Raw genomic sequence first — 23,611 nt, 5'->3', positions numbered from 1 at the left:
TAATCACTAATCATTATTCATCATGACTTTAGTAGAACGTTTTTTAAAGTACGTAAGCTTCGATACTCAGTCCAGTGAAGAGACTGGGGTTACTCCGAGTACTCCGGGACAAATGGTGTTTGCCCGGTATCTGAAAGAAGAATTGGAATCTTTGGGTTTGGAAGAAATCTCGTTGGACGAAAATGGTTATCTGTTCGCCACTCTTCCTGCCAATACGGACAAGCCGTTGCCTGTCATCGGCTTTATTGCCCACATGGATACAAGTCCTGATATGAGCGGAAAGAATGTTTCTCCGCGTATCGTGCAGAATTATGACGGTAAGGACATTGTTCTTTGCGCCGAAGAGAATGTGGTTCTTTCTCCCACCCAGTTCCCCGAACTACTCGGCCACCAAGGGGAGGATTTGATTGTGACCGACGGCAAGACTTTGCTTGGTGCCGACGATAAAGCAGGCATTGCCGAGATTGTATCGGCAGTGGTATATCTGAAGGAACATCCCGAAATCAAGCACGGTAAAATCCGTATCGGATTTAATCCGGATGAGGAAATCGGTCTGGGGGCTCATAAGTTCAATGTAGAGCAGTTCGGCTGCGAATGGGCCTATACCATGGACGGTGGAGAAGTGGGTGAACTTGAATTCGAGAACTTCAATGCAGCCTCTGCCAAGATAAGCTTCAAGGGACGTAATGTGCATCCGGGTTATGCCAAGAATAAAATGATTAACTCTATCCGCATTGCCAACCGTTTCATGTCCATGCTTCCGGCTGATGAGGCTCCGGAGCATACTGAAGGTTACGAAGGTTTTTATCATCTGATAGGCATTACCGGTGAAGTGGAGCAGACAACACTCTCTTACATAATCCGTGACCACGACCGCGCCCGCTTTGAAGAGCGCAAGAAGGAGATGGAACGTCTTGTGGCAAAAATCAATGAAGAATACAGTCCGAATACCGCCACTCTGGAACTTCGCGACCAATACTACAATATGCGTGAACAGATTGAACCGGTGATGCATATCATTGACACTGCTTTTGCCGCTATGAAGGCAGTAGGTGTAGAGCCTCGTGTAAAAGCCATTCGCGGAGGTACGGACGGCGCCCAGCTCTCTTTCAAGGGCCTGCCTTGTCCCAATATCTTTGCCGGTGGATTGAACTTCCACGGTCGTTATGAGTTCGTGCCTATCCAGAATATGGAGAAAGCAATGAACGTCATCGTCAAGATTGCCGAACTTGTCGCCAGCAAATAAATAATTCATAACTTATAACTCTAATAGTTTCATGAAAACCACTCCGTTTACCGAAAAACACATCTCGCTGGGTGCCAAGATGCACGAGTTTGCGGGATATAATATGCCTATCGAGTATTCAGGCATCATTGACGAGCACCTTACAGTATGTCAGGGTGTCGGTGTATTCGACGTCTCACACATGGGAGAATTCTGGGTGAAAGGTCCTCATGCTTTGGACTTTCTGCAGAAAGTGACTTCCAATAATGTGGCTGCCCTTACACCGGGAAAAGTACAGTATACTTGCTTCCCCAACGAAAACGGAGGCATTGTAGACGACCTATTGGTCTATCATTATGAGCCGGAAAAATACCTGCTTGTCGTGAATGCTTCGAACATTGAGAAAGACTGGAATTGGTGTGTGTCTCATAATACGGAAGGCGCTGAATTGGAAAATGCTTCCGACCGCATGGCACAGCTTGCGGTGCAAGGACCGAAGGCCATTCTGGCTTTGCAGAAGCTGACTTCCATAAATCTTTCCGACCTTCCTTACTATACTTTTACCCACGGTGAGTTTGCCGGAGAAAAAGATGTCATTATCTCCAATACCGGATATACCGGTGCGGGTGGTTTTGAGCTTTATTTCTATCCGGAGGCTGCCATGAAGGTTTGGGATGCGGTGTTTGAGGCAGGTGCAGAGTTCGGCATTAAGCCGATTGGTTTAGGGGCGCGTGATACGCTTCGTTTGGAAATGGGATTCTGTTTGTATGGCAACGATTTGGACGACACTACTTCGCCCATTGAAGCCGGGTTAGGATGGATTACCAAGTTTGTGGAGGGAAAGAACTTCACCAATCGTCCGATGCTTGAAAAGCAGAAGGCAGAAGGCACTACCCGTAAGTTGGTGGGGTTTGAAATGATAGACCGTGGTATCCCCCGTCATGGTTACGAACTGTATGGTACGGATGGTGCTGCCATCGGTGTGGTAACCTCCGGAACTATGTCGCCTACGCGTAAGATTGGTATCGGAATGGGGTATATCAGACCCGAATACAGTAAAGTTGGTACGGAAATCTGCATTGACATGCGGGGACGCAAGCTGAAAGCTGTGGTTGTGAAGCCGCCGTTCCGCAAACAATAATAAGAAGGATGATGGTGTATCCCAAAATCACCTTATGACTGTTTCTTAGATACTGATATAGGCTTTATTTTTCAGACGGAAGAACAAAAAGACAAAAGTAAATATCTTCTTTTGCTCTTCCGTCTGAAAAAATAAAGCCTGTTTCATTCTCTATTATATTCTGCTTATCCTGTCCAGTATCCGGTTTGCCCAACCTGTCTCTTTATCAGTCCATTCCTTTTCTGCTCCTTCTATACCTTGACCTTCGTAATCCGAAAGCAAGATGATGTATTTCTTCAGTATACCGGCGGCTTGGGCTTGCTTGTTTATACGCATCAGCTGGGCGGTTTCCTTATAGCGCTTGTTGACATAATTCATGGCTGCATTGAAGGAAATCTCGTTTTTTTCTCTATTCTGTGACAGGGGATTCCCTATTTATCGGTCCTGCAGTGGGAGGTGGAAACAAAAAAGGGAGCCTTTCAGTGAAAGACTCCCTTTTTTCAGTCTGCTTGAAACTGATTATTTCTTACGGTTACCGTAGCGGCTTATGAACTTATCAACACGACCGGCGGTGTCAACCAGCTTGGACTTACCAGTGTAGAACGGGTGAGAAGTGCTGGAGATTTCCAGCTTTACCAGCGGATAAGTTTCACCTTCGAATTCGATAGTCTCTTTCGTATTGCAAGTGGAACGAGACAAGAATACATCACCATTTGACATATCTTTAAATACTACCGGACGGTAATTTTCGGGATGAATACCTTTTTTCATTTTGATATTTTCTTTTAAAAATTTATATTCTGTTACTATTTTGGTAATAAATAGTGTAATGGTCTTCTTTTCAGAGCGCAAAGATAGTGCAAGTTGGAGATTCTGCAAAATAAAATCAGATTTATTTTTATTTAGTAGGTTTATCGCATTTTATTTCTGACTTTTGCAGTACTTAATAATTTGTGAATTTATGAGGAAAATACTTGTCTTATGCTCTTTCTGGCTGTGCGTGGCAACGCTGGGAGCACAAAATGCGGAACGGAAACTGTATAGCGTTGCGTTCTATAATCTTGAAAACTTATTCGATACGGTTCATGATGCCGGTAAGAACGACAATGAATTCTTGCCCGATGGCAGCTATCGGTGGACGGTGAAGAAGTATGAATCCAAACTACAGAACCTTTCCAAAGTACTGGGCTCTCTTTCGCGTGATTTGGTACCGGAGGGTCCGGCATTCATCGGAGTGGCGGAAGTGGAGAACAGCCGGGTGCTGGAGGATCTTGTAAAGCAGCCTGCCATTTCCAATTATGAGTTTGTGCATTATGAAGGACCGGATAGACGGGGCATTGACTGTGCCTTGTTGTACGACCCGAAGCAGTTCAGCGTTACCCACTCGAAGTTGGTGCTTTCCACTCCTTTTGAGGGAGATACGGTGCACTTGACGCGCGGCTTCCTGATTGTGGACGGGCAACTGGCGGGAGAGCGCGTCTGTGTGATAGTGAACCACTGGCCCTCCCGTGGAGCAAAGTCGCCGGTGCGTGTGCATGCAGCCAGACAAGTAAAGGCTTTGAAGGACTCTCTGATGCGTAGCGACAAGAAACTGAAGCTCATCGTGATGGGGGATATGAATGATGACCCGATGGACGAAAGTATGGAGGTGCTGGGAGCGCGCAAATATCCGAAGCAAGTGAAGAAAGGCGAATTCTATAATCCTTGGTGGGTGACTTTGGAAGACAAGGGAGTAGGGACATTGCTTTATCGGGGCAAATGGAACTTGTTTGACCAGATTGTCATTTCAAAACCATTGCTGAAGGCGAAGAAAGGATTACGCTATACCCACAATGAAGTTTTCATCCGTGATTATCTGATTCAGCAGGATGGCAAATACAAAGGTGCTCCTTTGCGTACGCATGGGGGCGGGGCTTGGCTGAACGGTTACAGTGACCATTTGCCGACTATCATCTATCTGAAGAAATAGCTGTAATAATAATGTGTAAACGGAAGCTGGAGGGCAAACATGTTCTCCGGCTTTTTGTTGATAGAAGTATGAATGGCAAAAGTATGATTGGTTTCGCCTGATGCAAGGAGTTTGTAATATAGAGATTACAATAATCTGTTAAATGAAGCCAATAGCTTTGAAATTGAATGGATTTGATGGGATGAGCCGGATATTTTATTCCCGTCAAGTTCTTTACTTTAAAGGATAATGATTACTTTTGCGAAGAATTTTAATTCACTAACAATAAAATTTAAACAAAATGGTTAATTACAAAGATTTAGGTCTTGTAAACACAAAAGAAATGTTTGCAAAGGCTATCAAAGGTGGATATGCAATCCCTGCATTCAACTTCAATAACATGGAACAGATGCAGGCTATCATTAAGGCTGCTGTAGAAACAAAGTCTCCGGTTATCCTGCAAGTATCTAAGGGTGCCCGTCAGTATGCTAATGCTACATTGCTGCGCTACATGGCTCAGGGTGCTGTGGAATATGCCAAGGAATTGGGTTGCGAGAAGCCTGAAATCGTTCTTCACCTTGACCATGGTGATACATTTGAAACTTGCAAGAGCTGTATAGACTCTGGTTTCTCTTCAGTGATGATTGACGGTTCACACCTTCCTTACGAAGAAAACGTGGCTTTGACTAAGAAGGTGGTTGAATATGCTCATCAGTTCGATGTAACTGTAGAAGGTGAGCTGGGTGTATTGGCTGGCGTTGAAGACGAAGTTTCTTCTGACCACCATACTTATACTAACCCTGAAGAAGTAGTAGACTTTGCTACCCGTACTGGTTGCGATTCATTGGCTATCTCTATCGGTACTTCTCACGGTGCTTACAAGTTCACTCCGGAACAATGTACTATTGATCCTGCTACTGGCCGTATGGTTCCTCCTCCTTTGGCGTTCGACGTATTGAAGGCTGTAGAAAAAGAATTGCCGGGATTCCCTATCGTGCTCCACGGTTCTTCTTCAGTTCCTCAGGAAGAGGTAGAGACTATCAACAAGTTTGGTGGCGCTTTGAAGGCTGCTATCGGTATCCCCGAAGAGTGGTTGCGCGAAGCTGCTAAATCTGCTGTTTGCAAGATTAACATCGACTCTGACTCTCGTCTCGCTATGACTGCAGCTATCCGTCAGACTTTTGCTGAGAAACCTGCTGAATTCGATCCGCGTAAGTATCTGGGTCCGGCTCGTGACAATATGGAGAAACTGTATAAGCACAAAATCATCAATGTGCTTGGTTCAGACAATAAATTGGCTGAATAATAGAAAGATAATCTGAATATTATAATTGTCAGCCCTTGTGACACATCGTGTTGCAAGGGCTGATTTGTTAATATAGGCTGGTGCTATGAGATGGTTAAGTTTGTTTGTCATTTCAGAAATGGATGTTTAAATAGAGATGAGTCTTAATTTATAGCGTTTCAGGTGAATGTAAAGGGTACTTGTCATAATACCTATTTTATGAAAACTTGGAGATGACTTGCAGATAAAGTATCTGCAAGCCATCTCCAAGGGGTATCTTCAGCGATTTGCGGTGCTATGTTGTCAAATAACATCGCAAAGATGCTGAATTCAGTAGTGTTGCTGAATTCACAAGAGTTGATTATAATTCTATCACTAACGATTCTCTGGGAGCCATCTTCAGTTCTTCACCGAAAGCAATGGTTTTTCCGCTAAGGATATCTTTTCCTTGTTTGCATTCCTTCAGGATTTCTTTGTAGAATTTCAAAGGAACAGTGGTTTCGGCATCGGTTCCGTTCAGCATTACGAATACGGTTTTGCCTTCGTGTAGACGGGCGTAAGCATAAACTCCGTTCTGTACCATGAACTGTACCATGCTGCCTTTGGCAATCACGTCGTTTCCTTTGCGCCAATTCAGAATGGTTTTATAGAAGTTGTAGCATTCGTTCTGTATCTTGGTGCGTCCTGTTGTGGTCAGTGCAGTTGCTGCGTCATCTACCCATCCGCCGGGGAAGTCTTTGCGGACATATCCGTCGCTCTTGCTTTTCACACCATTCATCATGATTTCTGTTCCGTAGTAGAGTTGTGGAATGCGGCGGGTGGTGAGCAACAAGGTAGAGGCTTGCTTCAGCATCGGCAGGTTGTCGCCTTCGCCCAGGAAGCGGTCGGTGTCATGGTTTTCGATGAACGCCAGTACGGAAGCGGGGTTGGGGTAGAGGAAGTCATATACAAAGTTATTATATACGCGGTCAAGTCCTTTGAACCAAGTCTCAGTCTGTTCGTTCTTGGCAATATTTATCTTGTCGAAGAAGCTGAAGTCCATGACGGTCTTGAGGTTACTGTTCTTGGGAGCTGATAGTTTGGAATCCTTCTGCCACCAAGCGGTATAGGCAGGTTCGGTAACCCAGGTTTCGCCTACGGTGTTGTAGTTTGGATATTCTTCGTTCAGTTCCTTCATCCAGTTGCTCATGGCATCGTAGTCGGCGTACGGGTAAGTGTCCATACGGATACCATCGATATTGGCGAATTCAATCCACCAGAAACTGTTCTGTACCAGATAGCGGTAAACGTGAGGATTTTTCTGGTTGAGGTCGGGCATGGCGGTCACGAACCAGCCGTCGTTCATCTGGTCGAAGTCGTAGCGGGAAGTATAAGGGTCAACATGCGGAGTCAGTTTGAAAGAAGTCTGTACAAAGCTGTTTTCGTGGTCGGGATTGTTGAACCAGTCTTTGGAGGGCATGTCCTTAATCCATACATGCTCTACACCGCAGTGGTTGAAAATCATGTCCATTACGATTTTGATGCTGCGTGCATGGGCTTTTTCAATCAGTTGCTTGTATTCTTCGTTGGTACCGAAGCGCGGGTCTACTTTATAGTAGTCTGTGGTGGCATAGCCGTGATAGGAACCGCCAGTCATGTTGTTCTCCAATACCGGAGTAAACCAGAGGGCTGTGACGCCAAGGTCGGAGAAATAGTCGAGGTGCTGTTCGATGCCGGCAAGGTCACCGCCGTGGCGGGCATTGGGGTCATTGCGGTCTACCTTGTACTCGGCCATGCCTGCAATCTGGTCGTTGTCCGGATTGCCATTGGCAAAGCGGTCAGGCATCAGCAGGTACAGTGCGTCGGAGGCATCGAAACCTTTATGTTCGCAACCTTTCTTGCTACGTTTTTTCAGTTCATATTCCTTTACGAGTTTCTTTTTTCCTTCGGTAAAGGTAAGATTGATTTTTCCGGGCTTCACGTCTTTATCCAGTTTCAGATAGACCAGGAGGTAGTTATTGCTTTCCAGTTTGACGGTGCTGCTCAATGAGACGCCGGGATAATTGACGGATACTGATGCATTGCCGATGCCTTCTCCATAGACCATCAGCTGAAGTTCTGGGTTCTGCATGCCGGTGTACCAGAACGGAGGGTCGATTTTGTTCACATTCATAGCTGCATACGTACTGAGGGAGAGTAAGAGTGTTCCCAAGATTAAGAATACTTTTTTCATGATAGTAACTTTACGGTTAATTTTTTGCGCTAATTTAAAACAAATAACGGAGAAAGATTAACTTTCTCCGTTACTGTATCTTATTATATTATGCAAACGTTTTCACTGATTTCTATTTGATTGGGGCTACGCTGGCAGTATCGACTTTTCCCTTGAAGAACTCTTCTTTCTTGCGCTTTTCTCTGATGTCCTTCAGCCAGTTCTCGGCGGCATTGTACCGGTTGTTTTCTCCGATGACGGGAACTCCGTCGGCATCCATTTCCTGGGCTTTGTCCTTACTGTCTTTTGGGCGGGTTTTCAGGTATGCCATCAGGTATCGCTCTGCTTTGGACGCATCTTTCAGATAGTAATAATAGACAAAGGCTGCGTCATAAAGCAGTCTGTGTTTCTGCCGGTCGTATTTTTCATATTGTGTTAGAAGGGCATTTGCCTGATTGGTGTATTGAAATGCCATATTGTAGCAATCCGCAAGCCCCACATATAGGCGGGACATGACACTGTCACTGGGTATGGCAAGGTTTACGGCAGTTTCTAGATAGGTTACTCCATCCTCTTTCCATGATGTCTTGGAGCAGGCACGGCCTAGGTAATAGAGGACGTTGATGTTCGTATTGTCATTTTTAAGAGCTTTTTCAAGCAAGTCGTGTGCAGGATAGAAGTCTTCGAGGGCATAGTAGCTGATTCCGGCGTAGAAGCAGGTCTGGAAAGAACTGTCTTTTTCCTGCAATAGTTGTTCATATCTTTCTATTGCTTTGGGGTAATCTTTGTTCAGGCAATAGGCTTGGGCATTGATGCGGTTCACAAGGACGTTGGTAGAGTCTATGGAACGGTATTTCTCCGTTATGTTTATGGCGTCTTCATATTGGTGGCCTGCTACATAGATGTTGCCGAGTTTGGCAGCAGACAGATAATCATTGGGATACCTTTTCTGTATGTCCAGATAGGCATCTGTCACATACATGATTTTTGTGTTGTCATAGACTTGCCCCATGCTTTCCGCTCTCAGGTGTAGTACATAGGCAGAACTGTCCCTTTCTGCCAATAGGTTACTTTCCTTTAGAGACTCACGGTATCTCTTCATGTTCATCAGTAGACTGATATACTGGATGCGTACGTATTTATTGTCCGGATTTATGTGGAGCGCATTTTGGTAGTAATTCAGTGCCTCACCATATTTAGCTAGTGATTTGCAGCATTCGGCAGCTTCAATGTATGCCCGGCAATTGAGAGAATCCTGGACTACGACTTCCTGAAATACGCTTAGAGCCTCAAGATTATTGCCCAGTCCTTTCAACGCTTTTCCTTTTTGATAGAGTAGGGGGACGGTTGGGGTTTCTTGATTAATTAGCATCAGGGCTGTTTCATAATCGTAGTTGACCATCGCCTCCTGAATGGAATTTGTGGTCTGTGCTGCCAGGAATGAACAGCATGCACTGAAGCATAAGGAGATAAAAAGCTTTCGCATACAGTATATTATTTATAGGAGGTTAAACCGACCGCAAGTTACTAAAAATGATGTGTCTATGAAATATTCGTATTTTATTTTAGATAGATTAACGAGAAAGCCCCTCCGATGAACGAAGGGGCTTTAAAAAGATTAGTATTCAATCCTAATAACGGAATGAATAGATGTTTACAATAAGAATCCCAGCAGGATACCTGCTGCTACGGCAGAGCCGATTACACCGGCAACGTTCGGACCCATGGCATGCATCAACAGATAATTGGTAGGATCGTATTCCAAACCTACTACCTGAGAGATACGTGCAGAGTCGGGTACGGCAGATACCCCTGCATTGCCAATCAACGGATTTATTTTGTTGCCTTTCTTCAGGAAGAGGTTGAAAATCTTCACGAAGATGACACCGGATGCTGTGGCAATGACGAACGATAAAGCACCCAAGAAGAAAATCAGGATGGAATCCAACGTCAAGAATTCGGATGCTTGTGTAGAAGCACCTACTGTCAAACCAAGCAGGATGGTGATGGTGTCAATCAGCGGCCCACTGGCTGTATTGGCCAAACGGCGTGTCACACCGCTTTCCTTCAATAAGTTACCGAAGAACAGCATGCCCAGCAAAGGCAATCCCGACGGTACAAGGAACGTAGTCAGCAACAGACCGATAATCGGGAACATTACTTTCTCCGTGTGAGAAACCACCCGGGGAGGTTTCATGCGGATAAGACGTTCGTGCTTGTTGGTCAGTAAACGCATGATGGGGGGTTGTATCACCGGTACCAATGCCATATATGAATAAGCCGACACCGCAATGGCTCCCATCAGGTTAGGAGCCAGTTTGGAAGAAAGGAAGATGGCCGTAGGACCGTCTGCACCGCCAATGATGCCGATTGCACCGGCCTGCATAGGATCGAAGCCCAAAGCCAAGGCAATCATATAAGCACCGAATATACCGAACTGGGCAGCTGCACCTACTAGCATCAGTTTGGGGTTGGAAATCAAAGCAGAGAAGTCCGTCATGGCACCGATACCCAAGAAGATGAGCGGCGGATACCATCCCGAGGTTACTCCTTGATACAAGATATTGAGTACGGAACCTTCTTCATAGATACCGACTTTCAATCCGGCCTCCATATTGAAAGGTATGTTACCGATTAGTATACCGAAACCGATAGGAATCAACAGCATCGGCTCGAATTCCTTGGCGACGGCCAAGTATATGAAGAACAACCCTATCAGGAGCATGGCCACATGTCCTGCCGTTGCATTGGCAAAACCTGTGTATGTCCAGAAATCGGCAAGGTTGTTTCCTAGAAATGTGATAAATTCTCCCATATTATTCAATAATTACAAGGTCAGTACCTTCGAGAACAGAGTCTCCTTTGCTTACGTTGATGGCAGTAATCTTACCGTCTCTGTCTGCATTGATGCTATTCTCCATTTTCATAGCTTCCAAGATGACAACCAACTGTCCCTTCTTCACGCTGTCGCCTACGTTCACTTTGATGTCGAGGATAACACCGGGAAGCGGAGACTTCACGCCGGACTTGCCTGTAGATGCTGTTGCCGGTCTTGCTACCGGAGCCGCCGGAGCTGCCGTCGGTTTTGCTACCGGACGTACTACCGGTTTCACTGCTTCTTTCGGTGCTTTTTCCATTTCTACTTTATAAGAAGTACCGTTCACTTCTACGTGAGCGATGTTGTCTTCGATATCTCCAATGGCAACCTTGTATACATTGCCGTTAATCTTATATTTATATTCTTTCATTATTCTGTTTTTTTAAGGTGACTTTACTTTTTGTGAGGGGTTTCACGCAATGTATAAATCTTTGAGCTCCAAGGGGAATAGCTGCGTTTCACGCGTGTGATGGTAAGCACGGTGTCTTCCACATCGTGTACATCGCTTTGGAATTCGTGCATAGCCATGGCGATGGCGGCGAACACTTCTCCCGGAGCTTGTCCCAGTTGCTTTTCTTTGGCTTCTTGTTTGTCTGTGATGCCTTTAGCTTTCATGGCGTTGCGCTTGCTCAGGCTCACGGAAAGTTTGCCTACGACATAGAAAGCGATGAAAAGAAGCAATAAGCCGCTGAACACAACGCTCATGGCGGAGATAGCCATACCTATGCCTACGCTGTCATGCTCTTCGAACTTTTCCATCTTGGCATTGCTGTCGATAGTCTTGTTGTTGGTACTTGGAGTCACGTATTTGTCGTTGCTTTCTCCTTTCACTTCCCACTCTTCCGATGCATCACTGACGCGGGCGTATGACTGGTTGGCTTGCAAGGTACCGGCAGGCACTGTTACTTGGTCGAGCAGTTTCTTGCCCGAGTCATACAGTCCAATCCAGTTGGCATTCTTGGCATCCAGCTTGAAGTTTGTATGGAATGTACCGCGTCTGGGTTCTCCATCTGCCCAGAAAAGCGCATGCTGACGTGGCTTAACCACCGTCAGGATATCACCTTTGGGAATGAAATAACTGGCTGTGTCGCCCGGCTGGCTGCTGCATTTCAGGTAGCAACCTGCAAGGTCGGCACTGCCGTATGATTTGTTGAATATCTCAATCCATGCGCTGTGTATGCCGTAGTCATCCTGATAGTTGCTTTCGTTGATGACCAGCACTTCATTCAGCAACAGCTTGCTGTTCGATTTCTGCTCTCCGCAAGAAGAGAGAACCAACATCAGCGCCAATGAAAGAAATATTCCGATATGTATTTTCTTCATAAGTTATGAGTTTTATTTTTCAATTTTCAATTCTCAATTTAGAGTGGAATATTGCCATGCTTCTTGGCCGGGTTGGTCAATTTCTTGGTTTGCAACTGTTGCAGGGCACGGATGATGCGGAAACGCGTGTTGCGCGGTTCGATGACATCGTCAATGTAACCATACTTGGCGGCATTGTAAGGATTGGCAAACAGCTTGGAGTATTCGGCTTCTTTTTCTGCCAGGAATTGAGCCGGATTTTCCTGCTCTTTGGCTTCGCGGGCATACAATACCTCTACGGCACCTGCGCCGCCCATTACGGCGATTTCGGCGGTAGGCCAAGCATAGTTCATGTCACCGCGGAGCTGCTTACAACTCATCACGATGTGAGAACCACCGTAAGACTTGCGCAAAGTGATGGTAACCTTGGGTATAGTGGCTTCACCGTATGCATACAGCAGTTTGGCACCATGCAGGATTACACCGTTGTATTCCTGGCCTGTTCCCGGAAGGAATCCCGGTACATCTACCAAGGAAACGATAGGAATATTGAAGGCATCGCAGAAACGAACGAAACGTGCCCCTTTACGGGATGCGTTGCTGTCGAGCACACCTGCCAGGTATTTCGGTTGGTTGGCAACGATACCTACGGACTGTCCGTTGAAACGTGCGAAGCCGATAATGATATTCTTAGAATAGTCTTTCTGGATTTCGAGGAATTCGCCATTATCCACGATGGCACCGATTACCTCGTACATGTCGTACGGTTTGTTCGGATTGTCGGGAATAATCTCGTTCAGGGAGTCTTCCAGACGGTCGATAGGGTCTGTACAATCTATATAGGGAGCTTCTTCCAGATTGTTCTGGGGGATATAGCTCAACAATTTACGGATAAGCGCCAGACCTTCCTCCTCAGTCTGTGCTGTGAAATGAGTAACGCCTGATTTGGTGGAGTGAACGCTCGCGCCACCCAAGTTCTCTTGGCTTACGTCTTCGCCGGTTACAGTCTTTACTACTTTCGGACCGGTGAGGAACATGTAGGACGTACCTTCCATCATCAATGTAAAGTCTGTCAAGGCAGGAGAGTAAACGGCACCACCGGCACAAGGACCAAAGATACCGGAAATCTGAGGAATGACACCCGAAGCAAGTATGTTGCGTTGGAAAATTTCAGCGTAACCGGCCAAGGCATTGATACCCTCTTGGATACGTGCGCCACCCGAGTCGTTGATTCCGATACACGGAGCGCCCATTTTCATGGCTTGGTCCATGATTTTACAGATTTTCAGCGACATGGTTTCCGACAGTGAACCGGCAGAAACGGTAAAGTCTTGTGCAAAGATATAAACCAGACGGCCATCTATTGTACCGCAACCGGTTACCACACCGTCGCCGGGGTAGTGTTTTTTCTCCATGCCGAAGTTTGTACATCTATGTTCTACGAACATGTCCATTTCTTCGAAACTACCTTCATCGAGAAGCATGGCTATGCGCTCGCGAGCTGTGTATTTACCTTTCTCGTGTTGCTTTGTAATTGCTTTTTCACCACCACCGAGACGTGCTGCTGCACGGCGGTCTATAAGCTCTTTAATCTTTTCAAGTTGATTACTCATGAATTTATTTCTTTAATGTTTATACAATTTATGGTTGGACGATTTACGGTCGTTCTTATTCCGGTTTTTCGCAAAGCTCGGTCAGGACACCAAGAGTGGATTTCGGATGCAGGAATGCAATGTTCAGACCTTCTGCGCCTTTGCGGGGAGCTTTGTCTATGAGGCGGATGCCTTTTTCTTCGATTTCTACAAGAGCACCGGCCACTCCGTCTTCAACGGCAAATGCCAGATGATGCATACCACCGTTACCGTTGTTTTTCTCGATGAACTTGGCAATCGTACTTTCGGGAGAAGTCGGTTCCAGCAACTCGATCTTTACATCGCCCACTTTCAGGAAAGCGGTTCTGACTTTCTGATCTTCCACGGTTTCGATGTTGTAGCATTTCAAACCTAAAACGTTTTCGTAGTACGGAAGGGCTTCTTCAATGCTCTTAACGGCAATGCCCAGATGCTCAATGTGTGAAATCTTCATAACTATATAATTAATGTTAGTATTGTATCCTTTTAATAAAGGTATAAAACAGTACAAAGAAAGAGAATTCTTCCCTAATAAAGAAATTTTTCATCAATTAATTAATGGTTAATTGAACTTTAGAAGGATTTTTTCAGACTTTAGACAGAGACCGGTTGTTTTTTTTGATATCGTCCGCTAACGGACATTCTCACTGTCCGAAAATGAACACTTGTCCCTCTGTGGAACTTTCCCGGCCACTTGGCACACTCTTTGCTTTTCTGTTTGCGACAATTTTAAAGATTGAACATGAGAAAGGATATTTTACTTGCAGTTTGCTTTTTGATGCCGTTGGCAAGTGTGGCACAGAATGATACTTTGGGACATGAACGCAATATTACGCTGTCGGAGGCCATTGTGCTGGCTCGTACACAGTCTGTGGATGCTGCCGTGGCATTGAATGAATTGAAAACCGCGTATTGGGAATACCGTACATTCCGTGCGGACTTGCTGCCGGAAGTAAATTTCACCGGTACGCTGCCCAACTATAACAAATCATACAGTACCTATCAGGATTCTGACGGTTCCTATAGTTTTGTCCGCAATAATACACTGGGCTTGTCCGGACAGCTTTCGATAGACCAGAACCTTTGGTTTACGGGCGGTAGGTTGTCGCTTACTTCTTCGTTGGATTATCTCAAACAATTGGGCTCCGGAGGAGCGAAGCAGTTTATGTCGGTTCCTGTGAGCCTGGAGTTGACGCAGCCGGTTTTTGGAGTAAATACTTTGAAGTGGAGCCGCCGTATAGAGCCTGTACGTTATGCCGAAGCAAAAGCCGCGTTCATTTCGGCCACGGAAGAGGTGACAATGAAAACCATCACTTATTTCTTCCAGCTGCTGTTGGCTAAAGAATCGCTTGCTACCGCCATGCAGAACAAGACGAATGCCGACCGTCTTTACGAGGTGGCGATAGCCAAACGTAAGATGGGGCAGATTTCCGAAAATGATTTGTTGCAGCTTAAACTGAACTCATTGCAAGGCAAAGCCGATGTGACTGAGGCTGAGAGTAATCTGAATGCAAAGATGTTCCAGCTTCGTTCCTTCCTCGGCGTGTCCGAGCAGGAAAACTTGAATCCGGTGTTGCCCGCCACTGTTCCCGATATAAAGATGGAATATGACTGTGTGCTGAACAAGGCTTTGGAACGCAACTCCTTTGCGCAGAACATTCGCCGCCGCCAACTGGAAGCTGATTATGAAGTGGCAACGGCACGTGGAAACCTACGTAGCATCGACCTTTTTGCCAGTGTGGGTTATACGGGGCAGAACCATGAGTTTTCTTCAGCCTACCGAGACTTGCTTGATAACCAGATTGTGCAGGTGGGTGTCAAGATTCCTATCCTTGATTGGGGAAAACGTCGTGGCAAGGTTAGGGTGGCAAAGAGCAACCGTGAAGTGGTTTTATCCAAAATCCGTCAGGAACAGATGGACTTTAATCAGGACATCTTTTTGTTGGTGGCTAACTTCAACAATCAGGCGCAACAGCTGGACATTGCCGAAGAGGCAGATGTCATTGCTGAGAAGCGTTACAGGACCAGTGTAGAGACCTTTATGATAGGTAAAATCAGTACACTGGACCTGAACGATGCACAGAACTCTAAAGACGAAGCTCGCCAAAAGCATATTTCAGAGCTGTACTACTATTGGTATTACTTCTATCAGCTCCGTAGCCTGACCCTTTGGGATTTTGAACGCGATACGGAACTGGAGGCTGATTTTGAAGAGGTCGTGAGAGGATAGGTTGGCGGACGGGGAAGTTGTAATTATGCCAACGGATTAAAAACAAATGAGAGGGCATATTAAATAAATTATAACTGATTATTCATGACTCTGCTTTTTTATTTACTTTTGCAGGAAACAAACAGCAATTTTTTATGATACTGATAATAGACGATGATAGTGCTGTGCGCTCTTCCCTCAGCTTTATGCTGAAGCGTGCCGGATATGAGGTGAGGACGGCTCCGGGTCCTCGCGAAGCTATGGATACGGTTCGAACCGAAGCTCCCGCATTAATTCTGATGGATATGAACTTTACTCTTTCCACCACCGGAGAAGAGGGACTCACCTTATTGAAGCAGGTAAAGGTGTTTCGTCCCGATGTGCCCGTTATTCTGATGACGGCATGGGGAAGTATCCAGCTTGCCGTGCAGGGGATGCAGGCCGGTGCATTCGATTTCATAACCAAGCCTTGGAACAATGCTGCGCTTTTGCAACGCATCGAAACCGCCCTTGAGCTTACGGCCGCCCCGAAAGAGGTGCCGGAAGAACAGACTACCGCATTGAATCGCCACCATATTATAGGCAAGTCCAAAGGACTGATGGAAGTGTTGAATACAGTAGCCCGCATAGCCCGTACCAATGCCTCGGTGTTGATTACGGGTGAAAGCGGAACGGGCAAGGAACTGATTGCCGAAGCCATTCATATCAACAGTCAACGTGTGAAGCAGCCTTTTGTCAAGGTGAACCTCGGCGGTATCTCGCAGAGCTTGTTCGAGAGCGAGATGTTCGGTCATAAGAAAGGAGCGTTTACCGATGCCAGCGCCGACCGTATAGGGCGTTTTGAAATGGCAAATAAAGGTACCATCTTCCTCGACGAGATTGGTGACCTCGACCCTTCCTGCCAGGTGAAATTGCTGCGCGTGCTTCAAGACCAGACATTCGAAGTACTGGGTGACAGCCGTCCCCGCAAAGTCGATGTACGCGTTGTGTCCGCCACTAATGCAGACCTCCGCAAGATGGTGTCCGAACGTACTTTCCGTGAAGACCTTTTTTACCGTATCAACTTGATTACCGTAAAACTGCCTTCCCTGCGGGAGCGCCGTGAAGATATTCCTTTGCTGGCACGCCACTTTGCCGACCGCCAGGCAGAGGTGAACGGCTTGCCGCGTACGGATTTCTCGGCCGATGCTCTGAATTTCCTTTCCCGTCTGCCTTATCCGGGCAACATTCGTGAGTTGAAGAATCTGGTGGAGCGTACCATTCTGGTCAGCGGCAAGCCGGTGCTGGATGCCATGGATTTCGATGCCCAATATCTGCGCTACAACGAGTCGGCCAAAGCTGCCGAAGGTACTTCTTTTGCTGGTATGACCTTGGATGAAATAGAACGGCAGACTATTTTGCAGGCTTTGGAACAGCATAAAGGGAATCTCAGCCAGGTGGCAGTGTCGTTGGGCATCAGCCGCGCTGCGCTTTATAGGCGTCTGGAAAAATATAATATTCAGTTGCCGTGCGCATAAAATTTTTCTTTTTCATACTCGTCCTTTTTCTGCTTGGTCTGGGCGGAATGCTGGTATATCTGCTGAGTGGAAGGTCGTCTTTGTACCTATACGTGTTGGAGGGGCTCATCGGGTTTATCCTTATTTATCTGATAGTATTCTATAATAAGATAGTGAAGCCGATGAATACCATCGGCAGCGGTATGGAGCTGCTGCGCGAGCAGGATTTCAGTAGCCGTCTCAGTCAGGTAGGGCAGTACGAAGCCGATCGTATTGTAAATATCTTTAATCGGATGATGGAGCAACTCAAGAATGAACGGTTGCGCATGCGTGAGCAGAATCACTTCTTGGATTTGCTGATTCAGGCATCTCCAATGGGGGTTATTATCCTGACAATGGACGATGAAGTGTCGCAACTGAATCCGATGGCGGTAAAGATGCTCGGTGTCCGTATGGAGGAGGCGCTGGCAAAGCGGCTGGATCAGATGGACTCCCCGTTGGCTACCGAACTTTCGTCCATTCCCAAAGACGAGACGGCAGTGCTCCGTCTCAATGATGCGAATATTTATAAATGCACCCATTCTACTTTTATTGACAGAGGGTTCAAACATCCTTTTTTCTTGATAGAGCGTATGACGGAAGAGGTGATGCGTGCCGAGAAGCGCGCCTATGAAAAGGTAATCCGCATGATAGCTCATGAAGTGAACAATACTACTGCGGGCATCACTTCCACACTCGATACAGTGGAGCAGGCACTTTCTACTGAGGATGATATGGAGGACATCTGCGACGTGATGCGCGTCTGTACGGAGCGTTGTTTCTCAATGAGCCGTTTCATTACCCGTTTTGCCAATGTGGTAAAGATACCTGAACCTTCTCTGGTGCCTGTCCGACTGAATGAGTTGGTGGCCATGTGCAAGCGTTTCATGGAAGGAATGTGCAATGACCGCAATATAGAACTACATCTGGAATGCGATCCCGAGGTGGGAATGGTGCGTATGGATGCTTCTCTTTTGGAACAAGTACTTGTGAATATCATCAAGAATGCTGCCGAAAGTATAGAGGGGGATACCGGAGAAAATGGAAAACAAGGTGAGATAATAGTAAGGACCGCTGCCCCCGCTTCTGTTGAAGTCGTTGACAATGGTCCGGGGATAAGTAAAGAGACCGAAGCTAAACTTTTCAGCCCCTTCTTTTCCACCAAACCGAACGGGCAGGGAATTGGCCTGGTGTTTATCCGGGAAGTTTTGAGCCGTCATGGTTGCACGTTCTCTCTGCGTACCTGCAACGATGGATTGACCCGCTTCCGTATACTGTTTCCTTAGTTCGTTAGGAAGCCGGTCACTTTCTCCACTCCTTTGCATACTCGTCCGATATCCTTTTAAGGCCTTTTTCGGGGGATTGCCGCGCCCTGCATTCATCATGATACGGGCGGCTTTCTTCCTAAAAGTTTTGTATCCATAAGTTCAAGCTTAGGTTTGTTATTTATTGTTTTCAGTCATTCGGTGGATAATCTCTGTTCATGCGGCGTGCTATTTCTTTCCTTGCTTGAAATTAATCGTCCGATATATGTTTTCTTTTCGTCCGACAGTTGTTGAATTATCGTCCGACAACTGTTGAATTATCGTCCGACAACTGTCGGACGAATAGATATTGGCGAATGGATATATAGTGGCTTGAATTTTCGGCAATAAATGCGCGCATCTTGTGCTCAAGCTGATGGGGATGCCGCCGATATGGACGGGAAGCACTCCGAACAGATTGCCGAAGTATTGTTATACAAAAGGAGTTTTTTTAGAACATTTATTCCGTAAAACCGAACTTTAAGAAAAAGTTTTCTTCCGTACCTTTGCCATCTGAATTAGGTGAAATTAAGGTATGAAGTTGTTTTTTAGGGTATTTCTGTTTATCCAGCTGGTTACTCTTCCATTGAGAGCACAATATATGGTGCAAGGCGTTGTCATCGATTCGTTGACGAAGGAGCCACTGCCTTATACGTCAGTTTATCTGAAAGGAACTACGGAGGGGGGAATGACGGACAATAACGGCCGTTTTTCCTTCAAGACCTGTCGTCCGGAGGCCACTCTGGTCATTTCGACTGTAGGCTGGTGTAGGCATTGAAAATATTTTCAAGGTGTTGCGTGTCGATTATGTATGGCGTATGACTTACCGAAATTTACCGGATATGGACAAATCCGGGCTCAGAATCAGTCTACATATGACATTTTAACTTAAATCTTACTAATAGAACATTAAATCGGATAAAATGACTAATCCCAATTGGGTAAAATGCCCTAAATTTGAGCAATTTTTTAAACTCTAAATAATACAATGGCAATGAAAGAAAACATTAAGCCGGCAACCGGACGCTTGGGCGTGTTGGTAGTCGGAGTAGGTGGTGCGGTTGCAACCACCATGATTACCGGTACATTAGCTGCTCGCAAGGGCTTGGCAAAAGCTATAGGCTCAATCACACAAATGGCTACCATGCGCATGCAGGATGGCAAAGAAAAACTTATCAAAGACATAGTGCCTTTGGCTGATTTGAATGATATCGTTTTCGGTGGTTGGGACATTTTCCCGGACAACGCCTACGAAGCTGCTATGTATGCCGAGGTCTTGAAAGAGAAAGATTTGAATCTGGTAAAAGACGAACTGCAAGCCATCAAGCCGATGCCTGCTGCATTCGACCACAATTTTGCAAAACGTTTGAACGGTACGCACATCAAGAAAGCTGCCGACCGCTGGGAAATGACAGAACAGTTGCGTGAGGATATCCGTAACTTCAAGGCAGCCAATAACTGCGAGCGTATTGCCGTGCTGTGGGCGGCAAGTACGGAAATTTATGTTCCGATGTCCAAGGAACACGAATCTCTCGCTGCTTTGGAACAGGCAATGAAGGACAACAATACCGAGGTAATTTCTCCGAGCATGTGCTATGCATACGCTGCCATCGCAGAAGGCGCTCCGTTCATTATGGGTGCTCCCAATCTGTGTGTGGACATTCCGGCTATGTGGGAATTCTCCAAGAAAATGAATGTGCCCATTTCCGGTAAGGACTTCAAGAGCGGCCAGACTTTGATGAAGACAGTGCTTGCCCCGATGTTCAAGACCCGTATGTTGGGTGTAAGCGGCTGGTTCTCTACGAATATTCTGGGTAACCGTGACGGTGAGGTACTTGACCAACCGGAGAACTTCAAGACAAAAGAGGTCAGCAAGCTGTCTGTTATCGACAATATCTTCGAACCGGAGAAATATCCAGACTTGTACGGTGATGTTTATCATAAGGTACGCATCAACTACTATCCTCCCCGTAAGGATAATAAGGAAGCATGGGACAACATCGATATTTTCGGCTGGATGGGCTATCCGATGGAAATCAAGGTTAACTTCTTGTGCCGCGACTCCATTCTTGCTGCTCCCATCGCGCTCGACTTGGTTCTTTTCAGTGATTTGGCATTGCGTGCAGGCATGTGCGGCATTCAGACGTGGCTGTCCTTCTTCTGCAAGAGCCCGATGCACGACTTCGAGCATGAGCCGGTACACGATTTGTTCCAGCAATGGCGCATGGTGAAAGAGACTCTTCGCAACATGGTGGGTGAGACAGCACCGAGTTATCTGGACTAAAAAAACAGTGATAAGGTGATAAAAATAAGGTGGTAAGGTGATAGAGTGATAGCACTTTACCACTTTATCACTTTTATTACTTTCTTGCATTTGTCACTTTACCGTTTTTATCGCATTTATCACCTCATTACTTTTTTGATGAAAAAAAACTCCTTCCTCCCAGTCATTATCGGTACGGGCTTTGGCTCGGGCTTTTCTCCTTTTGCACCTGGCACTGCGGGAGCTTTGCTGGCTACGCTTATCTGGTTCGGGTTGTCTTATCTGGTTTCAAGTGTCTGCCTTTTGTGGCTGACAGTAGCATTGATTTTGGTATTTACACTTGCCGGTGTCTGGGCTGCCAACCGTCTGGAGGCATCTTGGGGCAAAGACCCTTCGCGTGTGGTGGTCGATGAAATGGTTGGCGTGTGGATTGCCCTGCTTGCGGCGCCCGCCGGACACGTATGGTATGCATTGGGGGCATTTGTATGGTTCCGTTTGTTTGATATATTCAAGCCCTTGGGCATTCGCCGTATGGAAAGTCTGCCGGGTGGAATAGGGGTAATGGCGGACGATATTCTGTCCGGAGTCTACGGATTTATAATTTTGATTGTGACAAGATGGATAATCAGCTGAAAATAAGCGGCAGAGATTTGTCATGGCGTCATTCTGTCTGGATCTTCTTCAAGGCCCAGATTTCTGCGCAATTCGCAAGCTTTGTCGATTTTCTGGTGACTATCCTTCTGGTAAAGGCTTTTGCTGTTTTTTATCTTTATGCCACATTCACGGGATCTGTGGTGGGAGGCATTGTAAACTGTGCCGTTAATTACGGATGGGTGTTCCATGCTAGCAACTGCAAGAAAACGCATGTTGCCGTCAAGTACCTCTTTGTCTGGGGAGGCAGCATTATACTGAATACTTGGGGTACTTTTGCATTGACTGAATGGCTTACCGGCATGACATGGGTAAATGGATTGTTGGGATATTATATAGACGATGTATTTATTCTGTCGAAGATAATTGTAGCAGTGTTGGTAGCTTTTTTTTGGAACTACCATCTGCAACGTTTTTTCGTTTATCGTAATCACAATATAAAAGGCTTTCTGAAACATTATTTAGAAAACAAAAAAGACGAATATGAATTATAGAGATTGGTTGCAGCAGGTGATATACAAGATTATCAACCCTGTGGTGCATGGTATGATTAAAATTGGCATTACGCCTAACTTTATTACGACTACAGGGCTGGTGCTGAATATCGTGGCGGCTGCCTTGTTTGTGTATGCCGGAGTGTGTAAAAGTGGTGAACTGGCCTATGTGGGCTGGGGAGGCGGTATTGTGCTCTTTGCCGGGTTGTTTGATATGATGGACGGCCGCGTGGCGCGTGTGGGCAAAATGAGTTCTACTTTCGGTGCGCTGTACGATTCCGTACTCGACCGTTACAGCGAGCTCATGACATTGTTCGGCATCTTCTATTACTTGATGCTGCAAGGCTATTTGTGGGGCTCCATCATTACATTCATTGCGTTGATAGGTTCGCTGATGGTGAGTTACGTGCGTGCCCGTGCCGAAGGCTTGGGACTGGAGTGTAAGGTAGGTTTCATGCAGCGTCCCGAACGCGTTGTACTGACTGCCCTCGGTGCCATGTTCTGCGGTATCTTCAGTGATTGTACCTTGTTCGACCCGATGATGATACTAATTGTGCCTATGGCAGTGATTGCAATATTGGCGAATTTGACGGCATTTGCGCGCTTGGCACATTGCTATAAATTACTGAAAAACAAGGATGAAAACTAGTTTGTTTCCCTCTGTGAGAGAGGCTGTGCCGGTGATTGTTATCACGGCGTTTTTCATGATTCTGACAGCGGTCTGTATCGGGCTTCGTCCGGAACATTTCCTGATGACGGGTGTATTTTGGATATTGTTCTTTGCCGGACAGACAACCCGTAAGTTGGCAGTGGCGCTGTTGCCGTTTTTCGTATTCGGCATTTCGTATGACTGGATGCGTGTATATCCCAATTACCAGGTGAATCCCATTGATGTAAAAGGACTTTATGAGGCAGAAAAATCCCTTTTCGGCTTCTCTGTAGACGGTGCTGTCCTTATTCCTTGCGAATATTTTGCTTTGAACTATTGCCCGGTAGCCGATTTCTTTGCCGGGATATTCTATCTCTGCTGGGTACCCGTTCCCATTGCATTCGGGCTGTGGCTTTATCTGAAGGGCGACCGTAAGGTATATCTTCGCTTTGCGATGGTATTTCTGCTGGTTAATCTTATCGGTTTTGCCGGCTATTACATCCATCCCGCTGCTCCACCTTGGTATGCCATGAATTATGGTTTCGAACCTATACTCGACACTCCGGGTAATGTGGCAGGCTTGGGGCGCTTTGACGAACTGCTGGGATGCTCCGTCTTCAACTCTATTTACGGAAGGAATGCCAATGTATTTGCAGCGGTGCCCTCGCTTCATGCCGCCTATATGGTGGTAGCTTTGGCCTACGCTGTTATAGACCGCAGCAGGAAGTGGCTGATAGCGTTGTTTTCGGTGATTATGGTCGGTATCTGGTGGACGGCTGTCTATTCGGGACATCACTATCTGATTGATGTGATGCTGGGCATCTCTTGTGCATTGCTGGGTATTTGGGTGTTCGAGAAAGGACTGATGAAGTGGGGGGCGTTCGGACGCTTCTTTGAAAGATACAGTCGATACATTGAATAAGATA

The 23,611-nt window shown here is 46.2% G+C and carries 21 protein-coding genes and 1 pseudogene; 13 read left to right on the top strand and 9 right to left on the bottom strand.

Annotation, left to right across the window (positions count from 1 at the left end; translation table 11 throughout):
- Positions 1-22 precede the first annotated feature (22 nt).
- Both pepT and gcvT read left to right on the top strand, forming a co-directional pair.
- Positions 23-1,246, top strand: a complete 1,224-nt coding sequence (gene pepT / locus M1B78_RS04560) for a peptidase T (protein ID WP_257940010.1) — start codon at positions 23-25, stop codon at positions 1,244-1,246.
- A 31-nt stretch (positions 1,247-1,277) separates the two neighbouring features.
- On the top strand, positions 1,278-2,366 hold the full coding sequence (gene gcvT / locus M1B78_RS04555; protein WP_136010440.1) for a glycine cleavage system aminomethyltransferase GcvT: 1,089 nt from the start codon (positions 1,278-1,280) through the stop codon (positions 2,364-2,366).
- Between the two features lie 153 nt (positions 2,367-2,519).
- Here gcvT and M1B78_RS04550 read toward each other — a convergent pair whose 3' ends face one another.
- Both M1B78_RS04550 and M1B78_RS04545 read right to left on the bottom strand, forming a co-directional pair.
- On the bottom strand, positions 2,520-2,723 hold the full coding sequence (locus M1B78_RS04550) for a hypothetical protein (RefSeq protein ID WP_257940009.1): 204 nt from the start codon (positions 2,721-2,723) through the stop codon (positions 2,520-2,522).
- Between the two features lie 141 nt (positions 2,724-2,864).
- Positions 2,865-3,116 carry a type B 50S ribosomal protein L31 gene (locus tag M1B78_RS04545; RefSeq protein ID WP_136010441.1) on the bottom strand — a complete coding sequence of 84 codons (252 nt, stop codon included), beginning with the start codon at positions 3,114-3,116 and terminating at the stop codon, positions 2,865-2,867.
- A gap of 190 nt (positions 3,117-3,306) precedes the next feature.
- On the opposite strand from M1B78_RS04545, the gene M1B78_RS04540 reads away from it, so the two are divergent.
- Both M1B78_RS04540 and M1B78_RS04535 read left to right on the top strand, forming a co-directional pair.
- Positions 3,307-4,314: an endonuclease/exonuclease/phosphatase family protein gene (locus tag M1B78_RS04540; protein ID WP_176469259.1), complete on the top strand. Its 1,008-nt coding sequence runs from the start codon at positions 3,307-3,309 to the stop codon at positions 4,312-4,314.
- A 280-nt stretch (positions 4,315-4,594) separates the two neighbouring features.
- The gene (locus M1B78_RS04535) at positions 4,595-5,599 is read left to right on the top strand and encodes a class II fructose-bisphosphate aldolase (protein ID WP_136010443.1); all 1,005 of its coding nucleotides are present in this window, start codon (positions 4,595-4,597) and stop codon (positions 5,597-5,599) included.
- Between the two features lie 340 nt (positions 5,600-5,939).
- Here the strand turns inward: M1B78_RS04535 and M1B78_RS04530 are convergent, their stop codons facing one another.
- From M1B78_RS04530 to mce, 7 genes are all read right to left on the bottom strand, one after another.
- Entirely contained in the window at positions 5,940-7,790 is a 1,851-nt protein-coding gene (locus M1B78_RS04530; protein ID WP_257940008.1) for a glycoside hydrolase family 13 protein, read from the bottom strand.
- A gap of 112 nt (positions 7,791-7,902) precedes the next feature.
- Entirely contained in the window at positions 7,903-9,255 is a 1,353-nt protein-coding gene (locus M1B78_RS04525) for a tetratricopeptide repeat protein (RefSeq protein ID WP_257940007.1), read from the bottom strand.
- Positions 9,256-9,423: 168 nt separating this feature from the next.
- Positions 9,424-10,584 (bottom strand): sodium ion-translocating decarboxylase subunit beta, encoded by a 1,161-nt coding sequence (locus M1B78_RS04520; RefSeq protein WP_136010446.1) that lies wholly within the window; start codon positions 10,582-10,584, stop codon positions 9,424-9,426.
- A gap of 1 nt (position 10,585) precedes the next feature.
- Positions 10,586-11,017: an acetyl-CoA carboxylase biotin carboxyl carrier protein gene (locus M1B78_RS04515; RefSeq protein WP_136010447.1), complete on the bottom strand. Its 432-nt coding sequence runs from the start codon at positions 11,015-11,017 to the stop codon at positions 10,586-10,588.
- Between the two features lie 23 nt (positions 11,018-11,040).
- A complete protein-coding gene (locus tag M1B78_RS04510) occupies positions 11,041-11,970 on the bottom strand; it encodes an OadG family transporter subunit (RefSeq protein ID WP_176469263.1) in 930 nt (309 codons plus the stop codon).
- A 38-nt stretch (positions 11,971-12,008) separates the two neighbouring features.
- Positions 12,009-13,562: an acyl-CoA carboxylase subunit beta gene (locus M1B78_RS04505; RefSeq protein ID WP_136010449.1), complete on the bottom strand. Its 1,554-nt coding sequence runs from the start codon at positions 13,560-13,562 to the stop codon at positions 12,009-12,011.
- A gap of 55 nt (positions 13,563-13,617) precedes the next feature.
- The gene (gene mce, locus M1B78_RS04500) at positions 13,618-14,034 is read right to left on the bottom strand and encodes a methylmalonyl-CoA epimerase (RefSeq protein WP_136010450.1); all 417 of its coding nucleotides are present in this window, start codon (positions 14,032-14,034) and stop codon (positions 13,618-13,620) included.
- A gap of 288 nt (positions 14,035-14,322) precedes the next feature.
- On the opposite strand from mce, the gene M1B78_RS04495 reads away from it, so the two are divergent.
- The 9 genes and pseudogenes from M1B78_RS04495 to M1B78_RS04455 all read left to right on the top strand — a co-directional run bounded on the left by M1B78_RS04495 (position 14,323) and on the right by M1B78_RS04455 (position 23,607).
- A complete protein-coding gene (locus M1B78_RS04495; protein WP_176469264.1) occupies positions 14,323-15,810 on the top strand; it encodes a TolC family protein in 1,488 nt (495 codons plus the stop codon).
- Positions 15,811-15,944: 134 nt separating this feature from the next.
- Entirely contained in the window at positions 15,945-17,306 is a 1,362-nt protein-coding gene (locus M1B78_RS04490; RefSeq protein ID WP_136010452.1) for a sigma-54-dependent transcriptional regulator, read from the top strand.
- The gene (locus M1B78_RS04485) at positions 17,297-18,610 is read left to right on the top strand and encodes a sensor histidine kinase (protein WP_257940006.1); all 1,314 of its coding nucleotides are present in this window, start codon (positions 17,297-17,299) and stop codon (positions 18,608-18,610) included. The genes M1B78_RS04490 and M1B78_RS04485 overlap by 10 nt, the downstream gene beginning before the upstream one ends.
- 553 nt (positions 18,611-19,163) lie before the next feature.
- Positions 19,164-19,394, top strand: a pseudogene (locus M1B78_RS04480) (carboxypeptidase-like regulatory domain-containing protein); the annotation flags it as partial.
- A 228-nt stretch (positions 19,395-19,622) separates the two neighbouring features.
- Positions 19,623-20,912 (top strand): inositol-3-phosphate synthase, encoded by a 1,290-nt coding sequence (locus M1B78_RS04475; RefSeq protein WP_136011179.1) that lies wholly within the window; start codon positions 19,623-19,625, stop codon positions 20,910-20,912.
- Positions 20,913-21,050: 138 nt separating this feature from the next.
- Entirely contained in the window at positions 21,051-21,524 is a 474-nt protein-coding gene (locus M1B78_RS04470; RefSeq protein WP_257940005.1) for a phosphatidylglycerophosphatase A family protein, read from the top strand.
- Complete coding sequence (locus M1B78_RS04465) at positions 21,509-22,036, top strand: GtrA family protein (RefSeq protein WP_257931790.1); 528 nt, start codon at positions 21,509-21,511, stop codon at positions 22,034-22,036. The genes M1B78_RS04470 and M1B78_RS04465 overlap by 16 nt, the downstream gene beginning before the upstream one ends.
- Positions 22,026-22,685: a CDP-alcohol phosphatidyltransferase family protein gene (locus tag M1B78_RS04460; RefSeq protein WP_257940004.1), complete on the top strand. Its 660-nt coding sequence runs from the start codon at positions 22,026-22,028 to the stop codon at positions 22,683-22,685. Before M1B78_RS04465 ends, M1B78_RS04460 begins: the two co-directional genes overlap by 11 nt.
- The gene (locus M1B78_RS04455) at positions 22,675-23,607 is read left to right on the top strand and encodes a phosphatase PAP2 family protein (protein WP_257940003.1); all 933 of its coding nucleotides are present in this window, start codon (positions 22,675-22,677) and stop codon (positions 23,605-23,607) included. The genes M1B78_RS04460 and M1B78_RS04455 overlap by 11 nt, the downstream gene beginning before the upstream one ends.
- The last annotated feature ends 4 nt before the right edge of the window (positions 23,608-23,611 follow it).

This window comes from Bacteroides muris (ex Fokt et al. 2023), from assembly GCF_024704895.1.
Lineage (GTDB): Bacteria > Bacteroidota > Bacteroidia > Bacteroidales > Bacteroidaceae > Bacteroides > Bacteroides muris.
This window is presented reverse-complemented; position numbering and strand designations above follow the sequence as displayed.